Consider the following 22,882-nt stretch of genomic DNA (forward strand, 5'->3'; position numbering starts at 1 on the left):
AAAAGAAAGGAAGCTTCCTTGGTTTTCGTTGGTTTAAAAAGAAATTATTTTTCTTTGTTTTCTTCGTTTAATAACGCTTTTCTTGACACGTTGACACGGCCTTGTTTGTCAATTTCAGTTACTTTGACAAGGACTTCATCGCCTAATTTCACGACATCTTCAACGTTGTTCACACGTTCGTTTGCTAATTGAGAAATATGGATCAAACCATCTTTGCCTTTAATTAGGTTAACAAACGCACCAAATTTTTCAATGCGGACAACTTTTGCTAAGTAAACTTGACCGACTTCGACTTCTTTGGTTAATTCTTCAATAATCTTGATGGCTTTTTTAATCATTTCAGCATCGGATGAAGCAATACTTACGTTACCGTCTTGATCGATATCAATCTTAACGCCGGTTTCATCAATGATGCTGTTGATTGTTTCGCCGCCTTTACCAATGACATCTTTAATTTTCGCTGGTTTAATTTGAATCATTTCAATTTTCGGTGCATATTGACTTAATTCTTCACGAGGGGCAGCAATCGTTGTTGTTAATTCTTCTAGAATTTCCATCCGTGCTTTCTTCGCTTGGTCTAATGCTTCCGTTAAAATTTGTTCTGTAATTCCTTGGATTTTGATGTCCATTTGTAAAGCAGTGATTCCGTCTTTCGTTCCCGCTACTTTAAAGTCCATGTCGCCTAAGTGATCTTCTAAACCTTGAATATCTGTTAAGATTGTATAGTTTTCGCCATCACTAACAAGACCCATTGCAATACCTGCAACTGGCGCTTTAATTGGCACACCCGCATCCATTAATGCTAATGTTCCCGCGCAAATACTTGCTTGTGAAGAAGAACCATTTGATTCTAACACTTCTGCTACTAAGCGGATTGTGTAAGGGAAGTCTTCTTCTGATGGAATAATTTGTGCTAAAGCACGTTCACCTAACGCACCGTGACCGATTTCACGACGACCTGGTGAGCCCGCGCGTCCTGTTGAACCAACAGAGAATTGCGGGAAGTTATAATGATGGATGAAACGTTTGCTATCTTGGACACCCAACCCATCGATAATTTGATGTTCCCCTAAAGGCGCTAATGTACAAACGGATAAAGCTTGTGTTTGACCCCGAGTAAATAAGCCAGAACCATGCACACGTGGTAAAATACTTACTTCTGATGATAAATGACGAATTTCGTCTAATTTACGGCCATCTGGGCGAATCTTATCAATCGTGATTAACTCACGTACGACATCTTTTTCAAGATCTTCCGCAATTTGTTTCACTTCTTTTAGTAATTGTGCTTCTTCTTCGTGTTCCGCAAATTTTTCAGCGTAAACTTCTTTGACTGTATCTTTTACTTTGTCAATTTCAACTTCACGTGCTAATTTTTCTTCCGTCATTACGGCTGTTTTCATTGTATTGTAGTACGCATCAAAAATTTCTTTTTTAAGATCAGCGTCCACTTGTAATAAGTCCACGTCCATTTTTGGTTTACCTACAGCGGCAACGATTTCTTCTTGGAACGCCACTAGTTCTTTAATGGCATCAAAACCGAAAAGTAAGGCACCTAACATATCTTCTTCTGATACTTCTTTGGCACCACTTTCAACCATATTGATGGCTTCTTTTGTTCCAGCAACAGTTAATTCAATATCTGTTTGTTCCGCTTGTTCTACCGTTGGGTTTAAGACATATTCGCCATTAATACGACCAACGTCAACACCAGCAATTGGTCCGTCAAACGGAATATCTGAAATTGCTAACGCTAAGGAAGACCCAAACATTGCAGCCATTTCTGGTGTACAGTCTTGATCCACACTCATAACGATGTTCGTGATTTGGACTTCGTTACGGAAGCCTTCTGAGAACATTGGGCGAATGGGACGGTCGATTAAACGAGCAGTTAATGTCGCACGTTCACTTGGACGACCTTCACGTTTAATGAAGCCACCAGGAATTTTTCCTACCGCATACATTTTTTCTTCATAGTTTACAGTTAATGGGAAAAAGTCTACATCTTTTGCTTCTTTAGAGGCAACAGCAGCACTTAAAACGACTGTATCGCCGTAGCGTACCAAGACAGCCCCATTGGCTTGTTTGGCTAATTGGCCGATTTCTACTTCTAGCGGGCGGCCGCCCCAAGTTGTTTTAAAGACTTGTTTTTCTGTCATAATTCTTCTCCTTTACTCTTGCTCTTTGGAAAAGTCAGACGGCTACTAAACAAATGAAAAAGTAACAAGTCGTTGCTGCTCTTTCATTTGGTTAGTAGTTCCTAAAAACTTTCCAAAGAGGACCTTCAATAGTGACAATAAGATAAAAAGCGAGATTCTGATTGAACCTCGCTTTATACGTAATGATTAACGACGTAATCCTAAACGTTGGATCAATTCGCGGTAACGTTGGATGTCAGTTTTACGTAAGTAAGCTAACAAGTTACGACGGTGACCGATTTTTTTCATTAAACCACGGTAAGAATGGTGATCTTTTTTGTGTGTACGCGCATGTTCGTTCAATTGGTTAATGTCTTCAGTTAAGACCGCAATTTGTACTTCTGGAGAACCAGTATCTCCTTCATGACGTGCGTATTCTTTAATGATTTCGTTTTTTCTTTCTTGTGAAATTGCCATTTGTTCCACCTCTTTCTCTATTATTCGTCTGATCACTGAGTGAAGCGTTGGTGACTCGCTAAACCAAGTGATAGATGGTGTGTTTCCACACAAGCTTACTTTACAGGAAACACCGCTAAAATGCAAGCTTAATCTCTATTATTCGATAGTTTTTTTAAACAATCTAGCCCCTTTTTTGGTGATTTTGTGATACACTAAATGGTGGTAAACAACTGATTATTTCAGCGCATGAATAAATAAAAGAAGAATTTTTTTATGTTTCAAAGGAGGAACCATTGCATGATTACAATGAAAGATATTATTCGCGAAGGGAATCCGACACTTCGTGCTGTGGCAGAAGAAGTGCCTATCCCTATCACTGAGGAAGACCGTCAATTAGGCGAAGACATGTTGACTTTCTTAAAAAATAGTCAAGATCCAGTTAAAGCTGAAGAATTACAATTACGTGGTGGCGTTGGTTTAGCCGCACCACAATTAGATATTTCTAAACGAATTATCGCTGTTCATGTTCCTAGTAACGACCCAGAAAACGAAACCCCTTCATTAAGTACGGTGATGTACAACCCTAAAATTTTGAGCCATTCTGTGCAAGATGTCTGTTTAGGTGAAGGTGAAGGCTGTTTATCTGTCGATCGGGATGTGCCAGGGTATGTCGTTCGTCATAACAAAATTACCGTAAGTTATTTCGACATGACTGGCGAAAAACACAAAGTTCGTTTAAAAAACTACGAAGCGATTGTGGTGCAACATGAAATTGATCATATTAATGGTATCATGTTCTACGATCACATTAACAAAGAAAATCCCTTTGCTTTAAAAGAGGGCGTTTTAGTCATCGAATAAAGAAAAAAACTGCACCGTTTGTTTTCAGACAAACGGTGCAGTTTTTTAGATGGCCTTCATTTCTTTTAAGGCTTTCCAAATGCCATCATTATCATTGGTATCTGTGACCATTGTGGCCACTTTTTGAATGGAAGGACTCGCATTGCCCATTGCGACGCCAATCCCTGCATGGCTTAACATTTCTCGGTCATTTTCGCCGTCCCCAAAGGCAATGATATTTTTTGCATCAATACCCACACGTTTAGCTAAATACGTTAACGTAGCTGATTTTGAGCCATCTTTAGGCACAACATCTACGCTATGTTGATGCCAGCGAATAAAGCGAAATTCTGGGTATTCTTCTTCAAACGTACACTGATCTTCTGCGTCATAAAATGCCAGCGCTTGATAAATATCATTTTGACGGTAAAAGTGTTCATCATAAGCAGGTGAATGAAAATGAAAAGAGTTCATCGCAATTTCCATTTTTTCAGCACGGTGCTGGTTGCTCTTCTTAATATCATCTAAGCCCACACAAGCAAACCCTAAGCCGCGTTGATCACTATCTTGTGCCAAACGTTCCAACGCTTCAGCATGCAATAAATTTTGATAATATTGCTCATGATCCACAAAAGCCGCGGCGCCATTACATAATACGTAATTGGTAAAATCTAAATCCCAAATCACCTCTTGCGCCATATAACGACTTCTGCCAGTGGCCAGCGTAACTAAGTGTCCTTGCTCCCGCAATTTTGCTAGCGCTTCTCTCGTGCTATCCAATGCTTTCTTCTCCGAATTTAACAACGTCCCATCAATATCAAATGCAAAAAGTTTTCTTTCCATCATTTTTCCTTATTCGCTCGCTTTCGCTAAATATTTACTGCCTTCTCGTTGTGCTAAAGGACTCAACACTAATTCTTTCATCAATTCCGCGACCCATTGCGGATTCGTTTTACTATATTGGCGTAATGACCAGCCAATCGCTTTTTGAATGAAGAACTCCTCTGTAGTTCTATCATAAATAATCGCCTTTTTCAACAGGTCCTGATTGGTCTTTTCTTTTAACATCAACTGTAAATTCAGCGCAACACGCCGATTCCAGAAATTGTCAGCGCCATAAAAAAGTTCAAAAATCGTTGGCAATTCAGTCAGATGCAGCGCCACCCACGACCCAAAAAATTTTCGCCAAGCATCCACACTATCCCACCACGCTTTTTGTGGAACATAGGCTTTAAACGCTACGACCTCTTCTAATGAAAATCTCCGAACATTTTGAAGGGCTAAATCAATAGCGACATACTGATATTCTCGTTCTGTTTTTTGATAGTAGTCCTCAATCTCTTGGCATAATTTTTCCTTTGACCACTTATGACTTTCTTTTAAAAGTTGTTTACTTAAAGCTTGACGTTCTGGGGCGGGGATGCCCGCAAATACAAATTGGTCTTTCATATAAGCAGACATTTTTGCTGCTGTTTCTGGGTTCTTCTGAAATTGAAGTGTGTCCATTCCTTCGCTCCTTATAATAAAAAAACTATACTAAAACAGTGTACCATGTTTTAGTATAGTTGGTTGGTCAATTAATCAAAATACGTTAAGTTTTTGTTGTCTTTATCTAACCAGGCATAGCCGAGACCCATGATTAAGCCACCACCGATAAAGTTACCGATAAAGGCCCAGAACAGATTATGAACAACATTACCAGCTGTGAAAGCTTCAATTGCGCCGTTTGAAGCAAAGTAAGCTAAACTGAAGGCTGGGAAGTTGGCAATCACGTGTTCAAAACCAAGGAACGCAAAGATAAAGATAATGAAAATAATGGCCGCGACTTTGCCGGCGTCATCTTTCATTCGCATACTCACTAATACGGCTGTATTAACTACAATATTGGCGAACATAGCTTCAACTAAAATTTGTAGGGTGGTTTTTTCTAATTTTCCAGCAATCGACGTAAAGAAGAAACTATCTTTTGGCAAATCTTGGAACGGCACCGTAAGTGATACCAAGAAGCCAAACAAGACACCACCAATTAAATTGAATAAGATACAGGTAAATAAAATTTTTGCAGCTAAGGAAAAGTTGACTTTTTTACGATAGACCCCAACAGTCATGTACAACATATTCGAGGTACCAAGTTCGGCATTCATATATAAAATCATCACAAGTGACCAACTGAACATGAAGGCATAAAGCATTTTCCCTAAACCATGAGAAATTCCTTCTCCTTTAATTGCAATTGCAAAAGCAACGGCTGTTCCCAACGTTAAAAATAGACAAGCAAGCATTGCACGAACAGCGTAGCGGGAAAAGCTGTTTGAGAATAAATTCACTTTCTTATCGATAGATTTATCAATTTGTTCAAACAATGGTGAACCAGACTTCATTGTAAACTCCCTTTCATTTCGTTTTCAACTTATATTTTCAAAACATCTTCCCTTATTCTAATGAGGAAAAGTGTTTTTGTCTACCTTTTTTTCAGATTTCACTTTAAAACCTTGACGTTTCCTATCCTATTAAGTATACTAGATTTTGTGTAAAATAATTGCAGCAGAAGAATAATAACTCGTCAACAGTTCATTGCCAAACTTGGTTCAACTGCGTAACCGCGGCTGCAAAGGCGAAGGTTGAAGAATGAACTGAACGAATATGAATTTTTCATCTAATTATTTTACTCCAAAAAAACATTTATTTATTGGAGGAATTTTTAATGTCTCGTTATACTGGACCATCATGGAAAGTATCTCGTCGTCTAGGTATCTCTTTATCAGGTACTGGTAAAGAACTAGCTCGTCGCCCTTACAAACCAGGACAACACGGACCTAACAGCCGTGGTAAAGTTTCTGAATACGGAATGCAATTAACTGAAAAACAAAAATTACGTCATATGTATGGCATGAACGAACGTCAATTCCGTACGTTGTTCATTAAAGCAAGCAAAATCAAAGAAGGTAAACACGGTGTTAACTTCATGGTTTTACTAGAACAACGCTTAGATAACGTTGTTTACCGTTTAGGTCTTGCAACTACTCGTCGTCAAGCACGTCAATTAGTTAACCATGGCCACATCACTGTAGACGGCAAACGTGTTGATATTCCATCATACCACGTTGAAGTTGGTCAAGTGATCGGTGTTCGTGAAAAATCTCAAAACATCTCAACAATTAAAGAAGCGGTTGAAGCAACTGTTGGACGTCCAGCATTCGTAAGCTTTGACACTGAAAAATTAGAAGGTAGCTTCACTCGTTTACCAGAACGTGATGAACTTTACCCAGAAATCGACGAAGCACTTGTCGTTGAATACTACAACCAAAAACTTTAAGATTTCAAAAGGTCGAACTACGGTTCTTACCTTCTTTCAAAACCTTGCCTTTCTTGGCAAGGTTTTTTTCTTTGCCCTCTTTACAAAATTGTTTACTTCCGCTAAACTATTGTTAACCAAATAAAAATAATTGGTTAACAATAGAAAGTGAGGCTTCTTATGAATAAAGCATCGTTACGCTCCTTGATTTTAGCAGCAGAATTCGCTGTGATTATTGCTGTACTTTCACAATTTACAATTCCATTGGGGATTGTCCCCTTAACTGGCCAAACGTTTGCCATTGGCTTAACCGCTACCGTTTTGGGCAAGCGAACGGGGACCTACGCTATTTTAATTTACTTCTTATTAGGATTAATTGGTTTACCCGTTTACGCTGGGATGTCTAGCGGGTTCGGTGTACTCTTTGGACCAACTGGCGGCTATTTAATCGGGTTTATCTTTAACGGCTTATTAACCGGTTATATTTTAGAAAAAACAACCTTTAACTATACTTGGGCCATTATCGCAAATATTGTCGGCGCCTTAGTTACCTTAGTTTTCGGCATGATTTGGTTGAAATATTCTGCGAATCTGCCGTGGCCAAACGCTTTCGCTGGCGGGTTTGCTCCGTTTATTATTCCTGGTGTCATCAAGGCTGTTGCAGCTGCTTATGTGGGTATTTTAATTCGCCAACGCTTTATGAAACGCTTTTTAGCACACCTTTCTTAAGGGGAAAACTTTTTTCTTTGCCTTGTCTGTAGTACACTAAAAGGACAAAGGAGTGAAGTCCATGTCCTCATTATTCAAACGATTGGTTCAGTTGATTTTGTTAGTCGTCGCAGTCTTGCTGATTCGACACTATGTTTTCTCCCCTGCTGCAGTGAACGGCTCTTCGATGGAACCAACACTTCATAACAACGACCGTTTATGGGTGACCTCGATTAAAAAGCCACAGCGCTTTGACATTATTGCTTTCCCCAGTCCTCGTAACGGTCAACGAGTAGCCAAACGTTTAATTGGTTTACCTGGCGAAACAGTCGAGTATCGCGATGATACTCTTTATATCAATGGTGTCTCGCTCAGTGAAGATTACTTAGCAAGTGCTAAAAGAGATGTCTCTAAAAATGAAAATTATACCCAAGATTTTACGCTAGAAACCTTAGAAGCCACCCAATCCCTGACCGTTCCAGAAGGCATGTATTTTGTCTTGGGCGATAATCGCCCGCGCTCAGACGACAGTCGTTACTTTGGCTTTGTTAAACAAGCGAGCGTGGAAGGTGTTTTGACTTTTCGTTATTATCCATTAGATAAAATTGGCTTTCCATAAAAAAATACCCAAACAAAATATAGTGCCCCCAAAAAGTTAGACTTTTTGGGGGCACTACACTGCTTTGATTGTGAAACTGCTTAAAGAAGACAAAAAGAAATGACCGCTGTTTAACTTTGACCAAGTACGGTTATTTTTATAACTTAAACGGTCACCACTACATTAGAGAGGTATGTTGACGCATAGCTCTCTTTTCTATTGTAGCACACTTCCCTGAAAAAAAGTATGGAAAACTAATTATTTTTTAGTTTTACATGGTATAATCTAAGTGTAGAGAAGTTAATGCGGAGGCAAGCGCAAAGGAACATGCGCTTTGCGACGAGCTTCGCAACAAAGTGAGAAGCGTAGGAGCAGAGACTTTCCCCTTTCGGTGAGGTGGTGCTTATGGATGTAAGTGCTAAAATCTATGAAAGGAGAGGCCTTTTGTCTATCGCAGAAGCTTTAGCTCTGATGATTAGTTTCGGTTCTTTTATCGCGACTTTGATCTTCGGAATCCTAAAAGCTGTTAAAGAAGACAATAAAAAATAACCGTCTACTTTGATCGAGTACGGTTATTTTTTATAAAATAATAACGGGTCACCGTCTTAAACGGCTCTACATTAGAGAGGTATGTTAGCGCATAGCTCTCTTTTCGTTTTTATTATAGCATACTCTGCCCAGAAAAACGAATAAATTTACACGCGATAATGATGTTACTTGTAAAATCATGCCCTAACACAACACGCCCCAGAGAGGAAGCCACTCTAGGGCGTGTTTGGTTAGCTATCCTCTCTGAAAGCTGGTTCATTCAAGGAGAGTACTTCTGGATTTCAAGGAACCAGATAGCCAACGCTCTTGTTCTACCCCTCGCTGTCTGGGCCGAGGAAGAACAAGAACTATTAAATAATCTGAGGTTGGTTTCATTTTTAAACTTCGGCCTTTTATCAGCCGCTGAAACCATTCAGAAAATTTCTAATTAAAAGACGTTGTTATTAGTTGCCACTATTTGTTACGGCCCTGTTACTAAATTCCACGTAACAGTGGCATTGTATTGCTCGCCTTTCGTCCCTTGATTGGCAGGAACTTCTAGTTTAACGTTGTTAAAAGCAAAGTCTAAATGGTATACATTGTTTCCTGTGTATTGGTTATTCGCAACAACCGTAGTTGCACTATTATCAGACATCAGGCTTAGTGCCACTGTTGTTCCCACCGGGCTCATTAATTCTGTTGGCAAATTATAATTGTCCACTTTTGAAACAGGTGCTTTTCCAAGCAACAATTTCGTTGCGGTTGGTAAGCTGTCCTTGGTTGATTTCAGTGGTGACAACTGGGCTGTTAATGACCAGTTTGGTTGAGATTTCTTAATTCGTAAGAAAGGATTTCTAGTGCCATTCCCATAGTAATCAGCGGCTTTTTTCAAGCCATGTTGTTGCGTTTGGCTACTAATGTTCACAGTGCCAAAATCAAAGGTTGGGGTACTAATAAAGCCTTCACCGACTGGATCAGTAACTTCTTGATCTGACCCTTGGATTCGAACGGTATCGGAAACAGTCGTCGTTGGCATATTACCTGATAAAGCGACTTCAGCTTGTAATACTTCCATTGGGTTTCCAGTCGCAACGGTTGACATGGCTACTGTCGCTGTAGCGCCAACAGGAATTTCAGTTCCTAAGTCAACACCTTGCGACCATGTCTCAGCGGTCACTGGAATGTTTTTAGCAGCAGCAGTTCCAAGCCGAACAGACAATTGCGCTGGTCTCATTAACCCTTTTGACCAGTTAACAGTTGGTTTAAATTTTAAAGAAGTTAACGGTGCAGTCCCTGTGTTTTTAATGGTCATACGCCAAAGTTGGTTCCCCCCACTTGGTATAATAGTCGCTATCCCTTTCAGAGAAGCCTCGACAGCAGGAACTCCTTCTTCATAGACCACATTCAAGTCATCGTTATCATCATAGGTTACTGGATAAGTTGGTGTCTTCGTTGTTTCTAAAGTCGCTGGTTTAGTTTTCCCTCTGTACCAGCCTTTGAAAATATAGGTCTTGCCATCGGCACCTTTGTACGATTCAGGTAAAGTACCACTTTGTTTAAAGGTGTAGGCGTCGCTATCAATTGCCGTTTGTTTGCCTTGGGTGAAGCCAGTTGGTGCACTTGGTAATTTGGCACCGCTAGCGTCGACGAAGTTCTCGGTGACACGGCGGTTTTCTAAATAGTAATTAACTGTCCCTGTTGCGTAATATTCAGCAAGACCCACCGCAGTATCTGACGGACTGTTATAACTCATTTTATACAAACTAGTAAAAAGTGTTTTCGTTGCTTCGTTTGCCCACCATACCCGCTGAACTTGATAATTTGTTTGAGAATTACTAACTGGAGTCAAACTTAACCGACTTGGTGAATATACGTTAGTAGTACCATTATGAAAGTCCCATACTCCTGTGACCTCTGGATAAGTCGTCCCTTGGTAGTTACTTGAAGGTGTTAAAGTTGGCGTTTTATAATATTTAGGAATGGTTACTATACTATTTAGCGTTCCATAATATATTTGTCCTTGACTTAGCCCCCCAGTTGGATCATACGCAGGAATTGTTAAACTTAAGTAGTTCCCCTTGACGGTACTATTGACGGTTTGTAACTTCGTATAAGTTGCGTCCTTCACGACACCGACATCGGTACTGACATTAAATTTACTGGTTGGTGGAATATACTTTCCTTGTTCATCTACAAAGCCAAATTGAATGGTCTTGTCACCTAGCTTTATCTCATCGTAAACGACGGTGACATCATCTTGATCATCATAGCTGACTGGATACGAAATGTTACGTTTATCGGTGGAAATTTGATTCAGTTTTGCTGGTTTAGCCTTCCCTTTATACCAACCTTTTAAGACATAAGGTTTGTTGTTGACTTTATAAATATAAGGTAAGCTCCCCTCCTGGGTATACGTAAAATTATCACTGTCAATCACGGTTTGTTTGCCTTGGGTAAAACTAGGTGGTGGTGTGATTTTAGTACCTGTGCTATCGACAAAGTTCTCAGTGACACGACGATTTTCTAAGTAGTAATAAACGGTTTTATCTGGTGTTGCTAAGTTGTAGTTATTACCAACCACCCCAGAATAGATGCCCATTGCATACGATGTTTTATTCGAATCCCATGTCCAAATTGATCGCCGAGTCCCAAAAACAATACCATTTGTTGATAAACTATAAGCTGTTGTGCCACTCACTGTGCTGGCAATGTTATTCGGAGCTTCAATACTTTTACGTACTTCATCTGCTACAGGATATTTTGTCTTATCACCTGTATAAGTAGCGGTTGGGGTGATTGACATTGCTTTATAATATTTAGGAATGGTGTGATTCACATAGCGAGTGCCATATGTTTTAATACCACCCTCTGGAATCGTGTATGATTTCCCTGGAATAGCAAGTTTTTTTAGCATGTTACTCGCATCATTCGTACCATAAATTTTTGATAAAACAGTGGTTTCTGTTTCATTGCTTTCGCCTAATTCAGCTTCGATAGTAAAGTCGGCTGGATTGACTAATCCTCCTTTTTCATCAACATAGCCAAAAGAAATTTCTTTACTTGGCAGTGTGTATGCTTTGGTTTTTACTTCTTCATACACCACATTTAAATCATCATTACCATCATAAGTAACTTTATAGCTTGGCGCATCGGTTCTCAACGTACTTGGTTTGGTTTTGCCTTTGTACCAACCTTGCAAGCGATAGGTTTTCCCACCTGCTGTATATGTTGTTGGGAGCGTGCCGCTTTGCTTGTAAGTAAAGTCGTTATTAGTGATGCTCGTTTGCTTACCTTCTGTGAAGCCAGTTGGTGCGGGAATCTTGGCTCCTGTAGTATTCACAAAAAATTCAGTAACTTTACGAGTTCCTGTGTATAAGTACAGGATATTCATATTACTCGTTAAAGCTGTTGCTTGATAAATTGTTTTGCCGTGCGCATTACCAGTATACGCTCTGGCAGTAGTTTGAGTAGTTCCGCTATAGGCCCCTTCTATATTTTCAAAGACAGTGCTTGAAAGTTGGTTAAACTCATTACCAGCAGCTGGCTGAGTATAATACAACAAACTGAAATCTTTTTGCCACTGTTCTATATTCGCTCCTGGAAAATTAGGTCCAGTATAATTAGCTGGCCGTACAAAACTAAGTCCTTCATTTTGACGGGGAATACTCACTCGCAAATTTTTCAGAGAATAAACGAATCTTGGTGTTTCTTCATAAGATAACGAGGGAATAATCAATGAATTATAATTGACGGTTGCTGATCCGTATGTCGTCCCATAATAGTTACCTGTTAAAGATGGTAAAAACGTTGCCCCTCCTGAATTTATCTCTCTAAATAAATTAGAAGTAACGCTCGTCTTAACGGATTTACCTTGCTCATCCATCACCGCAATTCGGATAGTTTCTTGTGGAACCGTTACTGCTGCACGAGGCAAAATTTTATTAATTGGCGGTACTACTATGTTGTTTTCCGCTTTCTCTTTTAATTCTTCCTTTCCCTCTAATACCTCTTGTTCCGTTGATTCCTTTGTTTCTTGCTCTTTTATAACCTCTCGACTTGTTTCGGTCGTTGCTTCACTTGTTTCTGTACTGGCTTTCGTCGTTTCTTCCTTCACACTACTCTCCACCGTCGGACTACTTTCAATCGTCATGGTCTCCGCAACAGCTGTGACCCCTGTTAATGAATTGACTAATAATGAACAACATAAACTGAATGTTGCTAACTGTTTAAATTTGATTTTCTTCATGTCGTCCCTTCTTTCTATGTACCATTCCCACCAAGCCAATTAAGACTAAGCCGAGAATGCTTAGATTTGCCTGACTCTTGCTCCCTGTACGTGGCAGCTGTTTGTCGCCAGTGGTGGTGGCACCTTGACCCCTTACCACACCTTGATTCGTGCCAGTCTGTCCCTGTACTTTGCCCTTGGGACTCGAACCTGGCGCGTCTGTTTTCGGTGAGGGCTCTTTCGGAGCTTCTTGAGAGGGTGCCTGTTTGTAAAATTCGACCCCCACCGAACTAGAACCACCATCAGACGCTTCAACATTTATAAAAAAACTAGGGGAAAATAGTAGGCACGCAAGAAATAAATAACGCTTTTTTTTCATTTAAAAACCTCCTTTTAATGTTCAACATGTCATACAACCTTTTTTCATACCTCTATAATAACAAAGAAAAAGCTTTCCAAAACACCATTATTTTCCATTTGACAAGCCTATTTTTTACAAGTTACTTATATAGCAAGCGCTTTGCACTTTGTTATTTAAAGGTATTCTCTGAAAATGATTGTCGAAACACGTTTATTCTTTAAAAATCGCCTTTAATTTCTTAAGTTTTCGCTACCTAAAATAAAGAAAAGCTCACAATATTAGTATCGAAAACTAACATTGTGAGCTTTTCTCATTTTTGATGAATGGGTAATTCGATAAAATAACACTAAAACACAAAATAACTGTCTATTTCTCTTATTGGGCAACGGCCAATTGATACAATGGTACAAGTTGCTGATAGGTTGCCAACATATAAGCCCGTGCTTTTTCAGGGTTTTGCCACAAAGCACTATCTTTGGGAATGATGCGCCCAATTTCAAACTCCCCTTTTTTGACCTCTCTAAAACGAGTTAAAGCTTTTTCTAGGTCAATTTCCGTCAGTGGCGTGATTTGGGGAACGGTGTGATCCAAGGAAACATAAGTATCTTTGGGTAGTTCTTGGAATAATTGCTGATTCTCTAAAAAGGCTTGCGCAATCTGCTGTTCGTTTTTAGGATTATCAATGAATGACAACCACATAAACACATAGTCGCCCCAAATCCCTAATTGAAAATGCGGCTGCATTTTATAGCCGCGCTTATTCGGACTGAGTGCGGACCACGTATTTTCTGGTGGATACACGGTGCGACGGCGATGTTGCGCAATATGGACAAACAACTCCGTTCCTAGTTCAGGCGCTAATTGTGTGGCAAAGTACGTGCCTAATTCTTGAAAAATAGGTTGAATCTGCGCACGGATAACCGCCATTCGTTCATCTAATCTAGCAACTTCAAAGGCTGCAAATTCTTTTTCTGTAAACATCAACATTTCTCTAATTCCTCTCTCAACTTATCTTTCGCTTCTATTTTTGTCGATTTTGCCATGTTTCCAGTGTCATCCCACGATAAACATCTGTGACAATTTTCCCTTTACTAATTCGGGCATTGGATAATGTTCCTTCGTAGGTAAAACCAATTTTCTCCATGACACGACCAGAAGCTGGATTGTCTTGATCATGTAAAGCAAAGATTCTCATGAGTTTCATTTTTGCAAAACCCAGTTCGACTAACGCCGTCGCGGCTTCAGGCATGTAGCCATTGCCCCAAAAGGCACGGTTCAAAACATAGCCTAATTCTCCAACATTATTGGTTTCATTGACCCGCAAATCAATCGTGCCAATCATTTTGCCCGTTTCTTTCACTTCAATCCCATATTTTCCTAAAGGTTCCCCCATAAAATATTTCGCAATACTGGCTCTTGTTTCTTCTTTGGTTTCATTTTTAGGAAACACAAAACGCGTCGTTTCTTCATCTGAAGCATATTCAAATAAATCATCGGTATCTGCTAATGTCACTGGTCGTAAATGCAATCGTTCCGTTTCCAATTGTTGGTTTTCTGCAAAAATCAAGAGATAATCCATGAGCAAAACTCCCTACTTTTCTACATACTTTACCGAAAAACAGCGAAACACGCAAGGAAAATCGGCATTTCCCTTGCGCGTTTCTTTAATTAGCGTTTAAGCGAATGATGGCAATAATCGTTTGAACAGCTTTGGCCATTGATTCAACAGTAATAAATTCATATTGCCCGTGAAAATTCTCGCCACCTGTAAATAGATTAGGCGTTGGAATGCCCATGAAAGAAATCTTAGAACCATCTGTCCCGCCACGAAAGGGTGTGATGATTGGTTCAATGTCGCAACTTGCCATTGCTTGGACAGCTAATTCCACCGGTGTCCAATCTTTTTCGATGATTTCCTTCATATTATAGTATTGGTCTTGGAAAGTAATTGTTAGTCTGGGTTTATCTGCCGACGCATTTAAACGTTGGACTTGTTTTTCCAAAAATTGCTTTCTCGCTTGAAAGGTTTCTTGATCATGATCCCGAATGATATAGACAAGTTCTGCTTTTTCAATACTTCCTGTAAATTTATTGAGTAAATAAAATCCTTCATTTCCACGCGTTTGTTCTGGCACTTCCTTTTGCGGCAGTGATTGATCAAGCTGTTCGCCTAATTTAATGGCATTTACTAACGAACCATAGGCCGTTCCCGGATGGACACTGGTTCCCTCAATTGTAATCACGGCTTGAGCGGCGTTAAACGTTTCATACTCGAAATGTCCTACACGGCCACTGTCGATCGTATAAGCAAAAGCGACCGGGAAGTTCGGCGCATCAAAGTGATCGGCGCCGCGTCCAATCTCTTCATCTGGACCAAAGGCGAGCCAAACATCGCCCCGCGCTACTTCTGGATGTGCCAAAAAATACTCAACAGCAGCTAAAATCTCGACAATTCCCGCTTTGTCATCTGCTCCTAAAAGTGTGGTTCCGTCTGTAGTAATCAACGTTTCCCCTCGATACTCTTTTAAATTGGGAAACTCAGCAACCGATAAAACGATGCCTTGTTCTTGATTCAAGACGACATCTTGGCCATCATAATTAGTGATGACTTGTGGACAGATATTTTCTGCTGAAAAATCCGCCGTATCCAGATGCGCAATCAACCCGATGCTCTTCGCTGCAGGTTGGTTCCCAGGCAACCGCGCCGTTAAAAAGCCATTTTGTTCGTTATAACGTACATCGGCCAAACCTAATTCACGAAGTTCCTCTTCAATCATCCTGGCTAAAACCACTTGACCGACCGTTGTCGGCGTGGTGTGACTGTTGGCATCTGAACGTGTATTAACTTTGACATAAGTTAAAAATCGTTCGACTAATTTTTCCATTTCTTACTCCTTCTTCTTGAATCATTCTGTTAAATAGGCATTGCGCAAGTGGAAATAATCCCCATACAAGTGATAACTAATGCCTTTCAATTTAGGATTGATTAGATAATTTGAGGCACTTTGATACAGCGGTACTTGAGCAGCATCTTGGTTCAGCAAGATGTCTTCCGCTTCTTTGTATTCGGCAAACTGTTTCTCTGGATTATTGGCATTAATCGTTCGTGCATCTTCTACCAATTGGTCGTATTTGGCATTATGATAATTGCCATAATTGTAACTTGATTCTCCCGCATATAAGTTAAAGTAAGAGTCTAATTCACTACTGCCGGCAATCCATCCTGAAAGAGACAACTCATAATTTTTTTCACGTCGCGATTGGTTCACATTATTACTTGGTTGCGATGAAATGGTAATTTCTAAACCGGGTAGATTTTCTTGTAACTGACTTTGAACATATTCAGCAATTCGTTTGCCTTGATCTGTATCTGACGCCAGCAAGGAAAGTTTCACTTTTTTACCGATATCCGCTTGGGCTTTCGTCCATTCAGCTTGGGCTTTTTTGACGTCATTTTTCAAATATTCGCCACTGTAAGCTCGGAAGTCTTCGTCTGTTTCTGGATTCGCATAAAGTTTACTTGGAATCAATCCGTTGAGCGGTTTTGACCCATCGTTTAAGACACTTTGTGTTAAGGCTTCTTTATCAATTGCTTGACCAATCGCTTTTCGTAAATGAACATTCGCTAATGGTGTTCCTTCTTTTTTGTTGAAATCTAAGAAGTAGTTGGCGACATCTGGATGACTGACATAACCTGGATCATCTTGATATTGTTGAACATATTGTCCGTTAATGCGAACTAAGTCTAGTTCATTCGCTTGGTATAAGTTAATCCCGGTATTATCTTCTTTGATTGTGCTAACCGCAACTTCTGCCAGTTTCACTTGATCCGCATCATAGTATTCTGGATTTTTTTTCAATGTCCAAGTATCTGAAGTCGCATCCCAATTGGCTAGCGTAAACGGCCCGCTATAAAGTAGATGTTCACTATCCAAGGCATAATCTTTGCCTTGCGCTTCGACAAATTTTTGATTTTGTGGCGCTAACCAAGCAATCGAAACGACTGCTAAGAAGGAAGGTTGGGCCTGTTTTAATTCAACAATGAATTCTTTGTCATTAGGGGCCGAAATTCCTAATTCATCGACTGGCTTTTCCCCGTTGCGTATTTCAAAACTATTTTTAACGCTGTCTAGTAAATAAGCATTCGGTCCAATCGTTGCTGGTGTCACTAGTTTTTTCCAAGAATAAACAAAATCTTGGGCCGTGATTGGTTCGCCGTTGCTCCACTTAATCCCCTCCCGCAAGGTAAAGTGGTACTTGCGCCCGTCGTCACTAATCTTGACGTCTTTAGCTAGAGCTGGCACTGTGGCACTATCATCATCAAACCGATAAAGGCCTTCAAATAAATGTTGTGCCATTGTAAAGGTATTTTTATCTGTTGTTTGTGTTGTATCCAATGTTGAGATTGGTGCTGGTGAACTAATACTGATTTTTTGTTCAGCTGCTAAATTTCCCGAATCTACTTTCTCTGCCGCTTCTTTAGTTCCGCCACATGCGGCTAAAAGAAACCCAGTTGCAATCAAACCTACTACTTTTTTCCCCAATTTCATGTTGTTGCCCCCTCATATTTTTTAAACAAATAAAAAAAGCATTCGTCCTAAAAAGGACGAATGCTTATGCAATCGCGGTACCACCTTTGTTGATCTCTTCGCTAAAAAAGATCCGCTCGTTTCCAGTACAATCATACTGTAGCGCTATAACAGGCGCACCTGAATTGGTTTAAGCGAACGGCTTCAACCAACCTGTTCAAAGGCCATTTTCCCCTTTAACGTCACTACCTCTTCTCACCAAACGAGGCTCTCTGCAAGCTATTTTAAAAAGTACTTTCCTTCTCATCACATTTTGTTCTTTTATTTGTTTCATCAATCATACTGATTTACGGATAGTTTAGCAAACATTTTCGAGGCCGTCAACCACATTTTTAATTTAAAACTTTTTTGTTTTTCATTTAAAAAAAGAAAAGAGGTTTCAATCCCTCTTTTCTAAAACAATTTTATTCTAATCCTTTTTTAACATCTTCTATCATCAAATGCATTGATTCTAATCCACCACCGCTTAGATACCAAACATCTGGTTGAAGCATAATGACTTTATCATTTTTTCCAGCATCGGTTTTTTGAATCAATTCGTTTGCTGCAACGTTATCTTTCGAATCATCGCCACCAATTGCTTTGGTGCGATCTATCACAAAGAGAATTCCAGGATTTTTTTCTAAAACATATTCGTAAGAAACACTTTGCCCATGAGTGGAAGCTTCAATCTTATCGTCTGCTGCTTTGAAGCCAAATGTATCATGAATTAAACCGAAACGAGAGCCTTTTCCGTAAGCGGAAAGTTGTCCTTCGTTAACTAACACAACAAGCGCATTATTCGCGCTAGCTTCTGCTTGTTTTTTCACGTCAGCAATTTCTTTTTCTAATTCGGTTATTTTTTCTTTGGCTACCTCTTCTTTATCAAAAATAGTGCCTAACGTTTCGATATTTTGTTTCGTTGATGCCCAAGGATTTTTGGCATCTACAGCTAAGTAAATGGTTGGCGCAATCGCTTTTAATTGTTCTTGATAATCTTGTTGACGACCAGAAATAATAATTAAGTCTGGTTTTAGTTGATTGATTTTTTCTAAATCTGGTTCTTTAATACCACCTGCTGATTCAACTTTTTGGTATTTTTCTAAATATGCAGGGATGTTTTTGGTTGGCGCACCTACCACGCGGTCACCGACACCTAGTGCGTCCATTGTATCCAAGGAACCATTATCAAAAACAACGACTTTCTTAGGATTTTTGGGAACGGTTAATTGACCATTGGTGTCTTTGACTGTGACTTCCGTTTTAGTTGTTGTTTCCGTTGTTGTAGAATCTGCTGTTTTTTTATTTGTTTGACAAGCACTTAACAGCAACAGTCCCATCATTGAAACTGCCATCATTGCTAAAAATTTCTTTTTCATTCTTTTCCTCCAAAAACGTTATTTTTAAATTGCCCGATTTAGTGATAAAGACAAAAGCGTTTTCCTTCAATTTCACAAATCCGGATATTCATTTCATAAAGATCATTTAAAATACTTGTTTGAATAACTTCTTCTGTTGCGCCATGCGCATAAAGCTTTCCGCCTTTCATGGCGACAATTTCATCTGCATAGCTTGCGGCAAAATTAATATCATGTAGAACAATCAGAATCGTTTTTCCTAGTTCATCCACTAAGCGTTTAAGAATCTGCATCATTTGAACCGCATAATTCATGTCGAGGTTATTTAAGGGCTCATCTAATAAAATATAATCGGTATCTTGGGCTAAAATCATGGCAATATACGCCCTTTGTAATTGGCCCCCAGAAAGGGTATCAATGTATTCTTCCGCCATTTCAGTTAAGCCCAATTGTTCCAGTGCTTCTGTTACTTTTTCATGGTCAGCGCTTTTTAAGCGACCTTTGGAATAAGGAAAACGACCAAAATTAACAAGTTCGCGCACGGTTAATTTGAGTTGCACACCGTTGGCTTGTTTTAAAAGAGCAATTTTTTGCGAAAGAGCCGATTGCTTCCAGGTTTTTACTTCTTGCTTGTCCAGATAAATTTCCCCGGTATCTTTGGGAATTAAGCGGCTCATCATGGCTAGCAGCGTGCTTTTCCCAGCGCCATTCGGCCCAATAAAGGCCGTTAATTTGCCTTCAGAAATAGGTAAATCAATGTCTGAAACGACAAATTTATCGCCATATTTTTTTGATACATCACTCATCCGGATCATGTGCGTTGCTTCCTTTCTGCAATAATTTTCCATATAAAATAAACGCCCCCAACAAATTGAATGACCACACTTAGCGGGGTATTCAAATGAAAGACCTGTTCAACCATCAATTGACCAAACACCAGTAAAAAAACTGCTATTAAACTCCCTGCCACAAACAGTTCTCGGTGGCGATAGGTTTTCATGAATTGATAACTCATATTGGCCACGATAAAACCTAAAAATGTAATCGGTCCCACTAATGCTGTTGATAAGCCGACCAGACTACTGATCAAACACAACAACACTAATTGAAACTGATTCACAGCAATCCCCAAATTCTGTGCTTGATGGTTCCCTAAATGTAAAACATCTAAACGGTAACTTTCCCGCCAAAGTATCCCACAAATCATGAGCACCGCCACACCAACGAAAACGAGATACTGACTATTGACGTTACCAAAACTGGCAAACAACTTTCCTTGGAGTAAGTCGTATTCGTTAGGATCCATAATCACTTGTAAAAATGTACTAATACTACTGAAAAAAGTACCTAAAATCATGCCAATCATCAATAATAAGAATAGATCGGATTGATTTTTGCGTAATAGAAAATACGATAAACTAGTGCTTAAAAACACCATTAAAAAGACGTTCATCAAAAACGAGCCAAGGCTTACTTGGCCTAACGCTTGTGCGCCTCCTAAAAGAAAAAATAACACCGTTTGCACAAAGACATACAAGGAATCCATTCCTAAAATAGTTGGCGTTAGGAAATGATTTTGCGTGACCGTTTGAAAACTAATTGTTGAAAAAGCCGCAGCGATTCCGACAAAAATAAAAGCCAATAACTTTTTCCCTCGTAACGCCAAAGCAAAGGACCAATTGCCATACGTGTTATAAGTTAAATAACAAAGACTCACAATTACTACGGCAGCTAAAAGCAAAAGTAATGAAAGCCAATTTTTTAAAGGCCGTTTCATCGTTTGCGCCCCCTTAGTAATAATAAAATAAACAAAATACTCCCTAATGTTCCAACAACCACGCTGACAGGAATTTCATAGGGGGCAATCAATACTCGTGCTAAAATATCACAGATTAACAAGAACAAACTCCCACAAATCCCAGTTAACCATAAGGTATTTTTCATATGATCGCCATAACGTAAAGACACGAGATTGGGAATCACAACCCCTAAAAATGGAATATTCCCCACCATCAATAAAACGATGGCACTTGCTAAAGCAACCAACGTCAAGCCTAAAAACTGAATTCGCTGGTAATGGACACCAAGACTATTTGCAAATGCTTCACCCATACCAACGACAGTGAAATGATAAGCAAATAAATAAATAACAAACCACAAAGGAATCATTAAAAATAACCATTCATAATTCCCTTTCATGACTGTAGAAAAATTTCCTTGTAACCAAGCAGACATATTTTGAACCAATTGGTATTGATAGGCAAAAAATGTGGCAATTGAGCCTAGAATGTTACCAAACATCACGCCCACCAAAGGGACCATCACTTGATTCTTACTTGGTAATAATCGAATGAGCGCTAAGAATAATAAGGTCCCGCCTAACGCAAAAATAAAAGCAATTGCCGTTCGATAGAGAAACGGAGCTGTTGGGAAAAATAACATCGCGACTAAAATACCCAACCTTGCACTATCGGTGGTGCCAGCGACACTAGGAGCGACAAATTTATTTTGTGTGAGTTGCTGCATAATCAATCCAGAAATACTCATCGTACTACCAGCAATGATTAAACTCAACGTGCGGGGAACACGGGTGGTAAATAAAACAAATTGTTGCTGTGCATCTAATTGAAACAACTGAGAAAGTGCAATGTCCTTCACCCCTATCACTAATGACAATAAGCTGAAAAGTAATAGTAGAACAAACAAACCAATCTTTTTCATGAGAAAACTCCATTTTTATTTAATTGAGAATGATTCTCATTCTTAGTTACAGTGTATGAGAAAACCATCACAAATGCAACCACTTTTTTTCCTTTATTAAAAACTTCTTCTCAATCCGACTGCTCAACGACTTATCTAAGATATGCTATAATGGAGGGAAACATGAGGAAAGGAGTGTTACTGAATGGCGAATGATGACTTACAACAACGTCTGGATAAAGGAATGTACGGTACGCCCCTCGTCAATCCTGAAGAACAACACAAATATATGGGCACATTTCGTGAACGCTGCCGTCTCTCCATGACTGTCGCTGAAATGAAAGATGTACAGAACCAACAACATTTGTTAGAAGAATTAGCTAAACATCCTGAAGCTACTGTACTTTTAAACGGCGAGATTTCTTCAGATTTGCAAAATACCTACATTAAATTATTAAATCAACATGGCGCAACGTTTAAAATTGTTAACAACTTTGTGGAGAACACCCCTGACTCTCTCGGCTTACTGTTAGCTGAAAAACACGCAGTCGATGAACCTGTGATTGACGTTGCAGAAAAATATCCTCAAGCTACAGAAACGCCAAAAGAAGAGCCAACAGCTAAAAAAGGCTTTTGGCAAAAGCTATTTCACTTATAAAAAGCTCGAGGAAAGTTACGAGTCATTGGATTGTTTAAACATAAGTTAGGAGCGCTTCCATTTATAATAGAATTGTGCTATTATAAAGATGAAAAAGAGAGGTATGCTACTACATACCTCTCCTTTATACCAACACCAGTTATAAGAACTGGTGGCTTACTGAGTTAAGTTTTTGTTGTTCTTTAACCGTTCGGCAAAAATAAAAAAGAGGCATGCTATAACATGCCTCTCCTTTATACCAACGCCAGTTATAAGAACTGGTGGCTTACTGAGTTAAGTTTTTATTACTGTTTAACCGTTCGGCCTGTCAAGCTTATGAACGGTTATTTTTTATCGTTTTTCGTTGCTTCAAGGATACCGAAAATCAGTAACGCAACAAGGGTTGCAAAACTAATCATCAATTCCAATGTCGCTTCGATTGACAAAAAACGCTCCTTTCGTTAAAG

The 22,882-nt window shown here is 39.4% G+C and carries 22 protein-coding genes and 1 other annotated feature; of the genes, 6 read left to right on the plus strand and 16 right to left on the minus strand.

From position 1 onward, the window contains the following. Window positions 1-44 precede the first annotated feature (44 nt). Together pnp and rpsO are read right to left on the minus strand one after the other, a co-directional pair. Entirely contained in the window at window positions 45-2,159 is a 2,115-nt protein-coding gene (gene pnp, locus IGL49_RS10910; protein ID WP_002367402.1) for a polyribonucleotide nucleotidyltransferase, read from the minus strand. A 186-nt stretch (window positions 2,160-2,345) separates the two neighbouring features. Continuing rightward, window positions 2,346-2,615: a 30S ribosomal protein S15 gene (rpsO, locus tag IGL49_RS10915; protein WP_002354983.1), complete on the minus strand. Its 270-nt coding sequence runs from the start codon at window positions 2,613-2,615 to the stop codon at window positions 2,346-2,348. A 279-nt stretch (window positions 2,616-2,894) separates the two neighbouring features. Between rpsO and def the strand changes: the two genes are divergently transcribed. Then, window positions 2,895-3,458, plus strand: coding sequence for a peptide deformylase (gene def / locus IGL49_RS10920; protein ID WP_104854456.1), 564 nt, complete (start codon window positions 2,895-2,897; stop codon window positions 3,456-3,458). Between the two features lie 45 nt (window positions 3,459-3,503). Here def and IGL49_RS10925 read toward each other — a convergent pair whose 3' ends face one another. The 3 genes from IGL49_RS10925 to IGL49_RS10935 form a co-directional block, all read right to left on the minus strand. Continuing rightward, the gene (locus tag IGL49_RS10925) at window positions 3,504-4,280 is read right to left on the minus strand and encodes an HAD family hydrolase (RefSeq protein WP_002361040.1); all 777 of its coding nucleotides are present in this window, start codon (window positions 4,278-4,280) and stop codon (window positions 3,504-3,506) included. A gap of 9 nt (window positions 4,281-4,289) precedes the next feature. Next, window positions 4,290-4,943: a DNA alkylation repair protein gene (locus IGL49_RS10930; protein WP_104854455.1), complete on the minus strand. Its 654-nt coding sequence runs from the start codon at window positions 4,941-4,943 to the stop codon at window positions 4,290-4,292. A gap of 71 nt (window positions 4,944-5,014) precedes the next feature. Continuing rightward, the gene (locus IGL49_RS10935; RefSeq protein ID WP_002365340.1) at window positions 5,015-5,818 is read right to left on the minus strand and encodes a formate/nitrite transporter family protein; all 804 of its coding nucleotides are present in this window, start codon (window positions 5,816-5,818) and stop codon (window positions 5,015-5,017) included. A gap of 323 nt (window positions 5,819-6,141) precedes the next feature. Between IGL49_RS10935 and rpsD the strand changes: the two genes are divergently transcribed. The 4 genes from rpsD to IGL49_RS10955 all read left to right on the plus strand — a co-directional run bounded on the left by rpsD (window position 6,142) and on the right by IGL49_RS10955 (window position 8,587). Next, window positions 6,142-6,753 (plus strand): 30S ribosomal protein S4, encoded by a 612-nt coding sequence (gene rpsD / locus IGL49_RS10940; protein WP_002365342.1) that lies wholly within the window; start codon window positions 6,142-6,144, stop codon window positions 6,751-6,753. Window positions 6,754-6,912: 159 nt separating this feature from the next. After that, window positions 6,913-7,461: a biotin transporter BioY gene (locus tag IGL49_RS10945; protein WP_104854454.1), complete on the plus strand. Its 549-nt coding sequence runs from the start codon at window positions 6,913-6,915 to the stop codon at window positions 7,459-7,461. A 61-nt stretch (window positions 7,462-7,522) separates the two neighbouring features. Next, window positions 7,523-8,059, plus strand: a complete 537-nt coding sequence (lepB, locus tag IGL49_RS10950) for a signal peptidase I (RefSeq protein WP_104854453.1) — start codon at window positions 7,523-7,525, stop codon at window positions 8,057-8,059. Between the two features lie 384 nt (window positions 8,060-8,443). Then, window positions 8,444-8,587 (plus strand): putative holin-like toxin, encoded by a 144-nt coding sequence (locus IGL49_RS10955; protein WP_104854452.1) that lies wholly within the window; start codon window positions 8,444-8,446, stop codon window positions 8,585-8,587. Between the two features lie 460 nt (window positions 8,588-9,047). On the opposite strand, the gene IGL49_RS10960 is transcribed toward IGL49_RS10955, so the two are convergent. From IGL49_RS10960 to IGL49_RS11005, 10 genes are all read right to left on the minus strand, one after another. Continuing rightward, window positions 9,048-12,812, minus strand: a complete 3,765-nt coding sequence (locus tag IGL49_RS10960) for a WxL domain-containing protein (RefSeq protein WP_104854451.1) — start codon at window positions 12,810-12,812, stop codon at window positions 9,048-9,050. Then, complete coding sequence (locus tag IGL49_RS10965; protein ID WP_104854450.1) at window positions 12,793-13,170, minus strand: LPXTG cell wall anchor domain-containing protein; 378 nt, start codon at window positions 13,168-13,170, stop codon at window positions 12,793-12,795. Before IGL49_RS10965 ends, IGL49_RS10960 begins: the two co-directional genes overlap by 20 nt. A 357-nt stretch (window positions 13,171-13,527) precedes the next feature. Further along, a complete protein-coding gene (locus tag IGL49_RS10970; protein ID WP_104854449.1) occupies window positions 13,528-14,139 on the minus strand; it encodes a YktB family protein in 612 nt (203 codons plus the stop codon). 34 nt (window positions 14,140-14,173) lie between these two features. Next, a complete protein-coding gene (locus IGL49_RS10975) occupies window positions 14,174-14,731 on the minus strand; it encodes a GNAT family N-acetyltransferase (protein ID WP_104854448.1) in 558 nt (185 codons plus the stop codon). A gap of 85 nt (window positions 14,732-14,816) precedes the next feature. Further along, a complete protein-coding gene (gene pepT / locus IGL49_RS10980; RefSeq protein ID WP_104858256.1) occupies window positions 14,817-16,037 on the minus strand; it encodes a peptidase T in 1,221 nt (406 codons plus the stop codon). A gap of 21 nt (window positions 16,038-16,058) precedes the next feature. Further along, a complete protein-coding gene (locus IGL49_RS10985) occupies window positions 16,059-17,702 on the minus strand; it encodes a peptide ABC transporter substrate-binding protein (protein WP_104854447.1) in 1,644 nt (547 codons plus the stop codon). A gap of 49 nt (window positions 17,703-17,751) precedes the next feature. Continuing rightward, window positions 17,752-17,997, minus strand: a binding site (T-box leader). A 148-nt stretch (window positions 17,998-18,145) separates the two neighbouring features. Further along, window positions 18,146-19,099 carry a siderophore ABC transporter substrate-binding protein gene (locus tag IGL49_RS10990; RefSeq protein ID WP_104854446.1) on the minus strand — a complete coding sequence of 318 codons (954 nt, stop codon included), beginning with the start codon at window positions 19,097-19,099 and terminating at the stop codon, window positions 18,146-18,148. Between the two features lie 38 nt (window positions 19,100-19,137). Then, entirely contained in the window at window positions 19,138-19,893 is a 756-nt protein-coding gene (locus IGL49_RS10995) for an iron ABC transporter ATP-binding protein (protein ID WP_104854445.1), read from the minus strand. After that, the gene (locus tag IGL49_RS11000; RefSeq protein WP_104854444.1) at window positions 19,890-20,855 is read right to left on the minus strand and encodes an iron chelate uptake ABC transporter family permease subunit; all 966 of its coding nucleotides are present in this window, start codon (window positions 20,853-20,855) and stop codon (window positions 19,890-19,892) included. Before IGL49_RS11000 ends, IGL49_RS10995 begins: the two co-directional genes overlap by 4 nt. After that, entirely contained in the window at window positions 20,852-21,799 is a 948-nt protein-coding gene (locus IGL49_RS11005; protein WP_104854443.1) for an ABC transporter permease, read from the minus strand. The genes IGL49_RS11000 and IGL49_RS11005 overlap by 4 nt, the downstream gene beginning before the upstream one ends. A 184-nt stretch (window positions 21,800-21,983) precedes the next feature. Here IGL49_RS11005 and IGL49_RS11010 point away from each other — a divergent pair, with 184 nt between their 5' ends. Further along, window positions 21,984-22,436 carry a YueI family protein gene (locus IGL49_RS11010; RefSeq protein ID WP_104854442.1) on the plus strand — a complete coding sequence of 151 codons (453 nt, stop codon included), beginning with the start codon at window positions 21,984-21,986 and terminating at the stop codon, window positions 22,434-22,436. 323 nt (window positions 22,437-22,759) lie between these two features. Here the strand turns inward: IGL49_RS11010 and IGL49_RS11015 are convergent, their stop codons facing one another. Continuing rightward, the gene (locus IGL49_RS11015) at window positions 22,760-22,861 is read right to left on the minus strand and encodes a putative holin-like toxin (RefSeq protein WP_021164442.1); all 102 of its coding nucleotides are present in this window, start codon (window positions 22,859-22,861) and stop codon (window positions 22,760-22,762) included. Between the last annotated feature and the right edge of the window lie 21 nt (window positions 22,862-22,882).

The sequence above is a fragment of the Enterococcus sp. DIV1337a genome (assembly GCF_051712285.1).
GTDB classification, from domain to species: domain Bacteria; phylum Bacillota; class Bacilli; order Lactobacillales; family Enterococcaceae; genus Enterococcus; species Enterococcus faecalis.